At 29.5% G+C, this 11959-nt stretch carries 15 protein-coding genes; 7 read left to right on the plus strand and 8 right to left on the minus strand.

The window, feature by feature from the left end; genetic code table 11:
- Nucleotides 1–2: 2 nt before the first annotated feature.
- The 8 genes from ACZ5SO_RS01330 to ACZ5SO_RS01365 all read right to left on the minus strand — a co-directional run bounded on the left by ACZ5SO_RS01330 (nt 3) and on the right by ACZ5SO_RS01365 (nt 6231).
- Nucleotides 3–305, minus strand: coding sequence for a hypothetical protein (locus ACZ5SO_RS01330; RefSeq protein WP_464626247.1), 303 nt, complete (start codon nt 303–305; stop codon nt 3–5).
- A gap of 7 nt (nt 306–312) precedes the next feature.
- Complete coding sequence (locus tag ACZ5SO_RS01335) at nt 313–615, minus strand: hypothetical protein (RefSeq protein ID WP_464626249.1); 303 nt, start codon at nt 613–615, stop codon at nt 313–315.
- A gap of 130 nt (nt 616–745) precedes the next feature.
- Nucleotides 746–1129 (minus strand): hypothetical protein, encoded by a 384-nt coding sequence (locus tag ACZ5SO_RS01340; RefSeq protein WP_464626250.1) that lies wholly within the window; start codon nt 1127–1129, stop codon nt 746–748.
- A 4-nt stretch (nt 1130–1133) separates the two neighbouring features.
- Nucleotides 1134–1433: a hypothetical protein gene (locus ACZ5SO_RS01345; protein WP_464626252.1), complete on the minus strand. Its 300-nt coding sequence runs from the start codon at nt 1431–1433 to the stop codon at nt 1134–1136.
- 56 nt (nt 1434–1489) lie between these two features.
- Complete coding sequence (locus ACZ5SO_RS01350) at nt 1490–2359, minus strand: DNA adenine methylase (protein WP_464626254.1); 870 nt, start codon at nt 2357–2359, stop codon at nt 1490–1492.
- A gap of 53 nt (nt 2360–2412) precedes the next feature.
- On the minus strand, nt 2413–4014 hold the full coding sequence (locus ACZ5SO_RS01355) for a ParB N-terminal domain-containing protein (RefSeq protein WP_464626255.1): 1602 nt from the start codon (nt 4012–4014) through the stop codon (nt 2413–2415).
- Nucleotides 4015–4090: 76 nt separating this feature from the next.
- Nucleotides 4091–5203, minus strand: coding sequence for an IS110 family RNA-guided transposase (locus ACZ5SO_RS01360; protein WP_464624023.1), 1113 nt, complete (start codon nt 5201–5203; stop codon nt 4091–4093).
- A gap of 302 nt (nt 5204–5505) precedes the next feature.
- Entirely contained in the window at nt 5506–6231 is a 726-nt protein-coding gene (locus ACZ5SO_RS01365) for an XRE family transcriptional regulator (RefSeq protein ID WP_464626256.1), read from the minus strand.
- Between the two features lie 124 nt (nt 6232–6355).
- Between ACZ5SO_RS01365 and ACZ5SO_RS01370 the strand changes: the two genes are divergently transcribed.
- From ACZ5SO_RS01370 to ACZ5SO_RS01400, 7 genes are read left to right on the plus strand one after another with little or no spacing between them, the layout of a single operon-like run.
- Entirely contained in the window at nt 6356–7105 is a 750-nt protein-coding gene (locus ACZ5SO_RS01370; RefSeq protein WP_464626258.1) for a hypothetical protein, read from the plus strand.
- Entirely contained in the window at nt 7106–7381 is a 276-nt protein-coding gene (locus tag ACZ5SO_RS01375) for a helix-turn-helix domain-containing protein (RefSeq protein WP_464626259.1), read from the plus strand.
- Nucleotides 7382–9484: a transposase domain-containing protein gene (locus ACZ5SO_RS01380; protein WP_464626261.1), complete on the plus strand. Its 2103-nt coding sequence runs from the start codon at nt 7382–7384 to the stop codon at nt 9482–9484. It begins immediately after the preceding gene.
- Between the two features lies 1 nt (nt 9485).
- Entirely contained in the window at nt 9486–10409 is a 924-nt protein-coding gene (locus tag ACZ5SO_RS01385; RefSeq protein ID WP_464626263.1) for an AAA family ATPase, read from the plus strand.
- Entirely contained in the window at nt 10393–10857 is a 465-nt protein-coding gene (locus ACZ5SO_RS01390) for a hypothetical protein (protein WP_464626264.1), read from the plus strand. The genes ACZ5SO_RS01385 and ACZ5SO_RS01390 overlap by 17 nt, the downstream gene beginning before the upstream one ends.
- Nucleotides 10854–11339: a phage protein GemA/Gp16 family protein gene (locus ACZ5SO_RS01395; protein WP_464626265.1), complete on the plus strand. Its 486-nt coding sequence runs from the start codon at nt 10854–10856 to the stop codon at nt 11337–11339. The genes ACZ5SO_RS01390 and ACZ5SO_RS01395 overlap by 4 nt, the downstream gene beginning before the upstream one ends.
- A gap of 1 nt (nt 11340) precedes the next feature.
- Nucleotides 11341–11955, plus strand: coding sequence for a DUF3164 family protein (locus ACZ5SO_RS01400; protein WP_464626266.1), 615 nt, complete (start codon nt 11341–11343; stop codon nt 11953–11955).
- The last annotated feature ends 4 nt before the right edge of the window (nt 11956–11959 follow it).

Here is an 11959-nt window from a genome sequence, read left to right on the forward strand (position 1 = left end):
GTTTATCTCCTTGTTTGAACACCAATATCTTCTACTGTTCCATCAATTAGATCTTTTCCAAGAGCAGTTAATCTATAGTTATATATTTTATCAAAAGAGCTTCCAAAAGGTGATATTAGAACTTTTTCAGTTATATATCCTTTATCAACCAGGTATGCTAATTCTTTGTCTATATCTTCTGTTTGCCAATATTCATAGAACGTTGCATAGATGCTTTCTTTGCTTATATTGGAAGGATATATACTATCTAGAAAGCCAATTAATAGCCCTCTAAGTTCTTTTCTTTTTTCTTTAGTAATCTTCATTTATTGTTTACTCCTTTGATATCAATTCAGTTAGATGTAATATGTTTTGATTAACAGCTGTTAATTCAGCTCTCCATCCTCCAACTTGTTGGAACATTTCTTCTTTTGTTACATAATGTTGTGATAGAAAATTAATCTTTTCATCTTGCTCTTTATCTACTTCTTTTTGTTCATCAATATGTTTTTCAAGCTTTAATGCATTGTTTTCTGATATTTCTTTATATTTTTGTAAAAGCATGATTACGATTATTAATAATAAAATTATTACAGCTACAGGGCCTAAACTATTTGCAAGTGATAAAAAATCCATCCGTAAATTTCTCCTTTAATTAATAGTAACAAAAAGGAGATAGGCAAAATAAAACCCCGCTTATTAAGGCGAGGCAAGGGAGTTAATAATTAAGTACGTTGTAAGGGCTATTACAGTAAATGTTAGGATATCATTTTGTATTTGTAGATTCTTTATATCCTTTGTTGTATCTGTTTTGTAATTCATAAATGATGTCGATATTTTCGCTGTTGAGCTCTCCAATTCTTTTTGAATCGTTTGAACTCTCGCTAAGTCCGCTTTCAATATTGGAAAGTCCTTCTGCAATTGATTCAATTCTGGCTTCATTTCTTCTAAATTCTTCACTGATAGAGTTAATTTTTCCATTTGATTGTTTTGAAAGCTCTCTATTTCTTGTGAGTTCATTTTCAATTTGTTCAGCAGCTCTTGAGTGCTCATTTCCTGGAGAGTTTCTCCTGGTAAATAATTTTGTGATAAAAACAGTAGAAATAATAGAGATAAACCAAGGTATAAAGGCTTTAATCTTTTTCCACACATTTCTACCTCTTTAATCTTACAGTGTCGTATATACCCATAGAAATAAATGCAACAACAGATCCTTGAATTATTCCATACATTACAATTGCATCAAATATTAATAATGATCCTTTATTAGTGCTATAGAAGAAACCTATAAGGGTTGAAAAGACAATAGCTATAAACCAAATATAAAATGGAATATGTGCTGTTGATCTGATAAATGATTTATTCTTATCTTTAGCAGCTTTTTTTAGAATAATTCCAAAGCCATTTAAGAATGGAATAAGAATAAGTAAAATTGGATTAATATATTTTTCCATAAAAAAATCCTCCTATTTGAAGTGTATCAAAATAGGAGGGGGCGAAATTAAACTATTTAGTTATTATTGTAATATGTTATATTATCTGGAGTTTTTAATTCTTTAGAATAAAAGAAAAGTTCCTTCCCTTTTTTATGTTCTGCAGCACTATAATTTAAAATTTGTTTAGAAAATTTGAAATTTGAATATATCTTTTGAATTTCTTCGCAATCATCGTAAGAAATTAACCATTTCATATCTTTATATTCAGTATTCATATAAAATGCAACTTTTTTATGATCTTCGTGTGTATAAGAATTTAAGTATAATTCTTGCCCTTTATGATAATAAGGTGGATCTAAATATACTAAGGCTTTTTTGTTTATAATCTGAGGTTTTATTTCTGATAAGAAATCTAATGCATCTAAATTATAAAGCTTTATTCTGTTTTTATAATAAGATATTTGCTTAATTTTTGTGATTAAATTTTCTTTATTAAAACGTGCATCTATTTTCCAATTTCCGTCTTGTTTATAACCACCAATAGGACCTGCTTTTAAAATTCCTGATCTATTAGTCCTGTTTAAATAAAAGACAGCAAAACCTTTATCAAATGAAGCATGTTCTTCAGATTTAGAAAATAGAATTTCTTTTTGGATTCTCCATGTCTTAACATTAATATCAGTTGTTCTAATTTTTTCAATAAATCTATCAGTATCATTTAATATGGAATACCAAAAATTATATATATTAGTATCTGCATCATTTAAATAAAGATTATATATATGTTCTGAAAATAATAATTCGAATGCTAGTCCAGCTCCTCCCATATAAGGCTCTGCATAAATACCATCCTCTAAATTATTTAATTTAATTAATTGCTTAAGATATCCAGCAATTTTTTGTTTGCCTCCCGGATATCTTAAAGGTGTTGTTGATTTCATCATATTTCTTATTCTGTCATATTTTGGTTTGATTGGCCATCCCTGTAGTCTTAATATTAGTTATAAATAAAATATTTAATTATTGGATCTAAATAATCCCACAATTCAAAAACATCTTTTGAATTAATGGTCCTACTTGTGTTATGAATAAGATTATTTAAAGTAAACAAGGATAAAAAGGTTTTCTCTTCTGTAAATGTAGTTAAAATTTGTTTTGTATCTCTCTCATTTACATAATCATTATCTTTTAGAGTAATCCATTTTAAAATAGCCCCAAAAGGAATTTCAACTAAATCTTTCTTATTATTTATTCTAGATGTTTTTTTTGCTCTGTTTTTATCAAACAAGGGCTTTGATAAATTTTTATCTAATGAATTTACTCCGAATGACTTTAAATTAGATCTTATTATTTTTTCTAATAAAATCCTTATTGAAATTGCAGTCATTAATGGATAATTACGCACCTGAATAGTGATTAATTCTTGATATAATTTTCTAGCACTTGTATTTTTAATTTTAGATAATGGGATTGCAGTTTCATCATCTTCTAAATATACTCTAGTTTTTATTTTGGGTTTAACTAGTCCTTTTTCTGTAGTGACTTCACTTTCTGAACTAATAATAGTCCTCTTTTCTGATTGTTTGTCATCAAATCCTGAATAACTGCTTGAATGTATATTATTTGACAGACCAGCTTCTTCATTATTAGAAGTTTCAGTAACTTGATTTTCATTGCTTGTTATCTCTATAGAATATAATTTTAGTGCTAACTTTACATATTTTTCTACTTGCTGTGCTTTGTTTGCAGTTCTAGAATTTATTTTTGGTAGAGATGAACCATTCCCAGGAGTCTCGTAAATCCACGTAATTAGTTTTGTTAAGACATAGTCAAACTTTTCATCATTATTAACTTCAATTTGTTTTGTATCATGATTAATATTAATTTTGAATTTTGATGTAAAATAAGTGTTATTAAAAAATCTATCTTCTATTGTAGTTATTTGAAATTTAGCTTTATCAGTAATTTCAGTTGCATATGGTGCATTGCCATAGTTTAAACTACAAATTCTATTATAAATTATCAATCTATTTAGGTGTTTTATATATTTTTTATCATCAATATCCAATGCTTTATATGCATCTTCTTTGTTTTGTCCTTCTTCTAGATTAGTGATCACATTTTCATAGAACTCTGATTGCATAATAGGAGTCCATTTTATTACTGTTTCGCCTTCAGCATGTTTTGTTGTAATATAATCATTAGTTTCTTCCCTAGAATTGGCTAAAACTGTTTTTGGATACATTATATCATCAATGTTAATAGTATTTTGCATTAATCTTAACTTTTTCTTATCTTCTAGTGGGGCTAATTCTGGATTAATTAATACTTTTAATGCAGTAATTCTTCTATTGCCTTCTACTACTATGTATTTATCTTCTTCTTTTATTAATATTATTGGATCAACATTTATATAGTTTTTAAATGATATGCTTTGAGCTAATTCTAAAATTTTATAAGATTTTTCTTTTAGGAAATATTCAATAATATCTTTTTGTGAAAAATCATTTGAATCTTTTGGTATTCTATAATTTTCTTTATCAAGTAAAATATCTGTTACTGGAATTTTAACTTCTTTCCATGAATTATATATTGACATTTTTTTCTCCTATAAAAGGTCAATAGTTTTTCACAGAAAACCATAACCTAATTTCTTCATTTTTCTTTATTAGAAGCTATACAGCTTCTGCTTGTCGCTTATTAAAATCACCTATTAATTTATTCATATCAAAAGGCTTTTTCTTCTTTAGAATTGCATAAATTACTCTACTGAGTTTTCGTGCAAAGGCAATTATACTTTTCCCACTACCTTTGTTTTTCTTCATTCTTTTATAATCATTAATTAGCGACAAATACCTTAATGATCTTTGTAGACGAAGCATACCCATTACAGCTTGTACCATTGCAGTTCTTAACTCTACAGGTCCATTCTTTGTTATATGTCCGGTAAATCCTTTCTCATTTGAAAACTTTACAAAAGGAGTGAGTCCACAATATGCTGCGAACTGTTTGTAAGTTGCAAATCTATTTATATCACCAACATATGCTCTAATGGTTGTAGCTGTTATTTTCCCTACACCTGGAATAGTTTTTAGTAATTGAACATCTTCATCTTCTTGTACAAAATCTTCAATTAATGCCTCTAAAGCCTTGACTTGTTCATCCAAAATTTCTAAAGTTTGAATGAAACTATTTAAGGTAGAGACTGTCCTCTTCGTAATCAAAGCGTGGTCTTCGAGACCTTTTAGAAGAAGCAGTCTCTTTTTCTTGCTTTGAAATTGAGTGGCAGTTGTTACTATCCCATACCCTAACATCATATTATGTATTCTATTTTTAGTTCTTACTATCAATGAAACTAAATCAGCTCTTTCACAGATAAGTTTTCTAAGCTCCTCTGTTTCTTGATCGCATAGATAGCTTTCAGGTAACATATCTTTTAGTAAAAACTCAGCTATTGTAAAAGCATCTCTTTTATCTGTCTTTTTAGCACTTAATGTTACAACCTTAAATTTTAAAGTATTAATAACAAGTGTAAAAAAGCCTTCTTTCTGCATTAAGTTTCTAAAGTATCTAGCATTAGAAGTAGCTTCTATTGCCATTGATACATGTGCACCATACTTGTCTTCTAGAGTGTGACATTCACTAATAAAAGCATTATAACCTTCATCGTTAGTTTGATACACTTTCTCAAATAGAATCTCTTTCGTTGATGTTATTGCACAAACTGTAAATTGAGTCTTATGCAAATCAATTCCTACGCTAACAGTTTTGTTTTCCCAGTTAACCATTCTTATCTCCTTGCATTTATTTTTTTATACACAAAATCAAAAATGGCTCTCTGTTCGGTAGTTGTTCCATTCTCCTATTCGGCCTCAGTAAGTGGACCAGTGATTGATACGACTAAAACTCCTCATTCTCCTAAACAGTCTCATATTCTTGGACTAGTAAAACATGTCGAGTTAAAGTCTTGGCCATTCCTCAGTTGTGTGCCATATATTTTAACACACTATAGGAATATTGGTGCAACTACCTGCTATTTACCTTTTTATCACTCCTCCTAAGTAAATATAATCTTTAATTTTTATTCTCATCAATAAGGATGATGATGTAACCAACCAACAACTTTTCCTAAGATTTGAGCCCTTTCAGGATCAACCACTTTTACTTCATATCTAGGATTTTCGCTTTTTATAATTAACTTTTTATCAAAATGATCAAATTCAAGTCTTTTAACTAATAATTCACCATCAACAGAAATTACATATATTCCATCACCTTCAATTAGGTTGTGAACAAATACAACTAGATCTCCATCAAAGAGCTGAACACCAGTCATTGAATCCCCTCTAACTTCAGCTGAAAATAATTTTTCTTTTGGAAATCTTCTTACAAATCTTTTTAATATAGGTAAGCGTTCTTCTGAAAAGTCCTCTAAGTCCCATTCTTCTCCAGGGCCTGCTGATACTTTATTTTTTAATATAGGGACTGAAAAACTATCCTTACTAACACTAATTGTTGTTATTTGTCCTTTAGGATCTATCCACGCTTCTGTGGGCTCAATTATATGCTTTTGTTCTGGTCTAATACTTTGATCATTTTGAGAATCATTTATGTACATATTGCCAATTCCATTTATTAACCAGTTCATATTAATTCCAAATTGAGATAATTCTTGCTTTAAGGAGTCAGGAATTGAACGTCCTCCTTTTTCATATTGTGCATATGTACTTTGTGGAAGATTAAATTTAATTGCAAATTTCGCTTGTGATAATCCAAAACTTTCACGAATTTGCTTTAATCTGTAATTAATACTCATATAAAATCCTCGTATTACGCTTGACATTAAGCGTAATATGAAATAACATTTAGTTAAGCTAAAATTTTAGCTTATATAACTATTATTACACTAATTTATGCGTATTGCAATAAGGAATTAAAAAATGGAAAAAAACTTACAAAAAATTAGTTCAAATTGGGATTATGATGAATCAGTAAAAACTACCAAGTTTTTAGTTTCCCAATTTAAAAAATGTTCTCTAGATATTGTTAGAGAATTATATTTTGCTAGGGAAAATTTATCAGCTCCTGGTTATCGTTCAGATTTAAAGATAGAAACTACCTCGTGCAAAATGGCACAAGGTAATGAACTTCATACGTTCGCTGAATATCTTGAAGAAATTGGATTGTCCCGTAGGACAGCCTATAATTGGTTATCTTTATATTCTCCAACTGAAGATAAACTTTATTCAGTAGAAGAAATGAAATTAAAAATATCTAATTTATTTGAAGAAGTTTATAACTTGAGAAAATCTAATCCTCAATATAAACCTGCGGGGTGGGATAATAAACAAGAGTTGGCCTATCAAAAATGGGAAGAAAAAGCCCATCCAAATTTTCTAAGTGAAGATGTTGTTCAAAAAGAATATAAAGAATTCGATAGAGAATATTTAAATATTCTATCTAAGACAATGGATAATCCAACTCCTGATGACATCATGAGACAAATGGAACTTTGTAAGAAGTATCAAGATGTTGCAACTAAGGAAGCTCCTGTCCAAGACCAAATGCATATCGTTCGATATGTGGAAAAAGCTTTAGAAATGTTTGATGAAGATAAAAGAGCTGATATTGCTCTTTCTATTGCTAAGGTTCTTCAACTGATTGCAATCGATAGTGAAATGGAGGAATAGATGGATAAACCATATATTCACACTTATTGTGTCTACAAAATAAGTCAAAAGAAGTTAAGTCAAACAGCATTAGCTGCTATGTGTGGATGTTCAGTTGCTGTGATAAATCAAATTCTTACAGGCAAAAGATCCTCAGCAAGAATACAAGCAAAAATTGCTCAATATTTAGGACATTCTTCCTGGCTTGAATTAGTAGCATCAGCTGCTGAATTTGCAAAATACATTTCAAATATTGATAAACATTTAAAAGATTGTAAAGAAAGGAGAATTGTATAAATGTGGATTGATGTAAAAACGTTAGCTGAAATTGTTGGTGTCTCAAGAAGAACTATTCAATTAAGAGTTAAAAAAGATTCAACTATCATTACAAGAGCCAAAGACAAAAAATCATATGAAATTTTAGTTACTTCATTGCCATCAGAATGGCAAACATTAGTAGTTAAAAACTCAAAGATTTCTGATATTCCTGTTACAGCTTTATCAAAACCTGCTCAATTAGCTGCTGTTGAAAAAAAGTCTTTAATAGGAATTGGAACAAAAATTGATGAGAAGCAAAGGAAAAAAATGCTTATTGCTCAAAAAGTGAACAATAAGCCATCAAACCTTACGAGAGGAGAATGGATAAACCAAATTGCATTCTACTTCTCGGTATCGCCTTCAACTGTACGCCGAATTGCAAAAGAAAATAAGGAATTCGGAATCATTGGAAGACCTAAGCATAATAACAAAAATCAAAAATGGAGTAAAGAAGCCATTAATTATTTACAAGGTTATTATCTTGCAGCTTTAAAACAACATGGAGCTTGTAATAAAAAAACAGCTGTAAACGCCGTTATGAAAATGGCTAAACAAAAGAATTGGAGTGTAGGCTGCACTTCAAGTGCTTATGCTCTTCTTTCAAATATTAATCCTTTATTATTATCATTTGCTACTGGTGGAAATAGAGCTTTAGATAATTACTTTTGGATTGCTAGAGATTGTGATGCTTTAAATCCTTTCCAAATAGTAATTGGAGATCAACATATCTTTGACTACTGGATTGCTGATTATGATACAGGATTAATAAGAAGACCTGAATGTTATTTATGGCTTGATATGTGTACCAAGCTTATATATGGAATTGCATTTGATAAGCATTATTCATCAGATACTGTTCGTGAAAGCTTAAGATTAGGTCTTCATAGATTTGGTGCTTTTGATTGTACCTATAACGATAATGGTACTTCTGAATGTTCTAAGGCCATAAATCTAATAATTGATGATCTAATTAAATTAGGAATGAATGCAGCAGATATTTCAGAACTTTATAAAACCAATAATAACACTTATGTAATTGAAGATGAAAAGGGTGAAATTATTGATGTAGCTACAAATGAAAAAGAATGGAGAAGAAAGCATAGAAGAATATTTGCGGGTGTCAAAAATGCAAAAGCAAAAGATATTGAAAGATTCTTTAGAACTTTAGAAAAAATGTTGGATGAAAAAATGATTCCTGGTCGTTGTGCAACTCCTGGAGCAAATGCAGCAGTAGATGAGGTAGAAAGGGCTAGATTAGAAAAGCAAAAAGAAAAACATGAATTATTAACAGAACAAGAATTTATTTCAGTTTGTATTCAATGCTTAAGTGAATATGAACAAACTAAACATTCAACTTTGAAAATGAGTCCTTGGGAAAAGTTACAAGAGAAACAAAGAAAAGGTTGGGTAGCTAAATTTTATGATAAGTTTGATGTTGATTTTGCTCTAGCTGAAAGAAAGCAATGTACTGTAAGTAGAGGAAGAATTGTTATCGATAATATTTGGTATATCGGTGAAGAACTTAAATTAGAAGATGGTTCCATTGATGATTCAGGAATCTATAAATTTGATGGTCAAAAATTAGAAGTTCGATATAACAGACATCAAAGAGATCTAGCTTTCGCAGTAACTCCTGATGGAGTAATTAAACCATTAGTTCAAGTAAATTCTAAAGCTGTAACAATGCTAGATGATAGGGCAATGGTTAATGCTATTTCTGAAAAGCGAAAACAAATAAGAAGTGTTAAAGAAGCCTTTAATTCGTTAGTAAAACCAATTGGAAAAATTACTTATGAAAAACCTATTATCCCTGAAATAAAGCAGGCTGAAAATAGTTGTGAAATCAAAGCTCCACCAAAGAAATTAAAATCTCCTGAAGAAGTAGTTAAAACAGTAATTAGGCCATTTAAGCCATTAATGCCTACTAAAAGGGAAAGATATCAATGGTGTTTAGAAATGTTGATACAAGGTGCTCCTTTACCAAAAGAAGATGAGCAATTCATGAAAGAATATAAAGATACTGAAGAATATGAGGAATATGAAATGTATTTTAATGCTTTAGAAGCAAAAATTGGAGGTTAATATGATTAGTGTAAAAAAAGCTTTAGAACTTACTGGAATGAGTATGAGTCAAATGGGAACTGTTATTGGGTTATCTAAATCAACAATTTCTTTAATTGTGAATAATAAATATGGAAGTGATACAGATAAGGAAAAAGAAATAATTGAGAAATTAGTAGCTTTAGGATATTTAACAAAAGAAGATGCAGCTCTTAATGAAACTAAGAATATTGATGGACCTTTTAGGGTTAAATCAAATAGTTTTATTATCACTGAAAATACCATGAAATTAGATGAATTAGCTAAAGATCTGTTATCAGTTAAAACAACATTAAATAGTTCAATTGGTGTGGTTTATGGGCATGCTGGATATGGTAAATCAACAGCAATCCAACACTTTTGTGCATTAAATTCTAGAGCAGTCTATTCCTTATATATGGAAGGTTATTCTTTAACAATGATGGTTAAAGATATTGTAAATCAATTGCAAGGAACTCCTGCATTTGGATTAGATAAGAATATTGAATTAATAAAAGAATCTTGTTTTGTTTATAGAAAATTATTAGTAGTAGATGAAGCTGATAGATTGCCTATAAAAAATATAGAAATGCTTAGAAATATTAATGAAAAATGTAGACTTCCTATCCTTTTAGTTGGAGAGCATAGTTTAAGTGGAAAGATGACTAGTTTACCCCGCTTAGAGTCAAGAATTAGATCTAAACCCTTAGTATTCCAACCTTTATCATTACAAGATATTGCAAATTTCTATAACCAATCTTGTGGCCTTGATATTTCAAATAATAAAAAAGTTTTGAAAAGAATACTTCAGCTTTGTCATGGTGATTTTAGAGTAATGGTTAATGATGCTCATCAAATTCTAGCTGTAATGAACGCTAATAGGCTTAGTGAAATCACAATGGAGGTAATTCATGCCATTGACCGCTAAAGAGAGAATAGAGCTCTTTGGAACAAGAGTATTCTCACAACAACTTCTTAAGTATATAGAAACAAAACAAGAGGTTGGATTGGATTCTATTGTTGCAATTTTTCCTGACATCAAAAGAAAGACAATTAAGAATGCTCTAGATAGATTAATCAATAAGAAGATTATTGAGAAAAATAAGGGTGCATATATTTTTATTGGAGAAGTGAACTATACCGTTTCAAAGATTGATGCAGTTTGGCGAACTGTCCAAATATTAAAGACTTTTAAAGCTGAAGATATTCAGAGAGTTACAGGCTTTGATTTAGTTAGCATTAATAAGGATTTAAATGCCTGGCTAAAGAATGGAGACATAATTCGAATTGGAAAAGATGGACAAAAACCAATTTATAAATTGTTAACAATTTCAAGTGCAAAGCCAATAGGTATTTATGGGAGAAGGAAGAAATGAGAAGAGAGAAACTAATTCAGTTAATACATATAGCAAGTAAGAATGCTAAGCAATGTGCAAAATGCCAAAGAATGTTTTATGGAAATACTTGTCCTGAGTGTGAATCTCAAATTTATACCAATTTTACAAAAGATAATTATAAAGATCTACTTTTAAAAGTTACAGGTAAAACAAGTTGTAAAGAATTACAAGAATTTGAACTTAAAAAAGTATATGAAGTGTTTAAAAAAGCTGGATTTACTCCAGCTTCAAATAAAAGTGAAGTAGTACAAGAAGTTTTGGCAGGAAATAGAGGTACCATCAATACAATTTATTCAAGAGGTAAGCAAGTTTTAGGACCAGCATATAAAAAGAGAATCTATGGTTTTGTTAAACTTAAGTTTAAAGGAAAGTCTTTAAATAGCTTATCTAAAAATGAATTAAGAGCAGTAATTGGATGGATAAATCGAATGTCAAAATCAAATTCTAAAGGAGAAAAATAAAATGGCAAAACAAATAATTAATGGTGTTACATATTGGGAAAATTCAGTAGGGAATTTAGTTCCTGAAGAAATGGTTAAACCCTATGAACAATTAAAAGATGGCTTAGTTAATTCTATAGGAGATAGAGTTCTCAAAATGAGAAAGGATATGGAAAAAATTAAGAAAGAAGCTATGGAAGATATTGATGCTTTTATGGAACTAGCTGCTGAAGAATACAATGTAAATCTTGGCGGTAAAAAGGGGAATGTTACTCTAACTTCTTATGATGGATCAGTGAAGATTGTAATAGCAAATTCTAATAATCAAGAATTCAATGAAAAGATTAATTTAGCAAAAGTTTTAATTGATGAATATCTAACAGAATTAACAAAAGATTCAGCAATCGAATTAAAAACAATTATCTCTTCAGCCTTCAAAATCAGACAAGGCAAGTTAGATGTTAGAAGAATTCTAGAATTGAGAACTTATGATATCAGAGATCCAAAATGGAAACGTGCTATGGAATTAATAAATGAAAGCCTGGAGATAACAGCTACTAATCGTTGTTTTAGATTATATGTTAGAAGTGAAAAAGGTTATGACCGTTTAAATATGGATTTCGCAACCGTTGGTTAATATA

Source organism: Pleomorphochaeta naphthae (assembly GCF_055396005.1).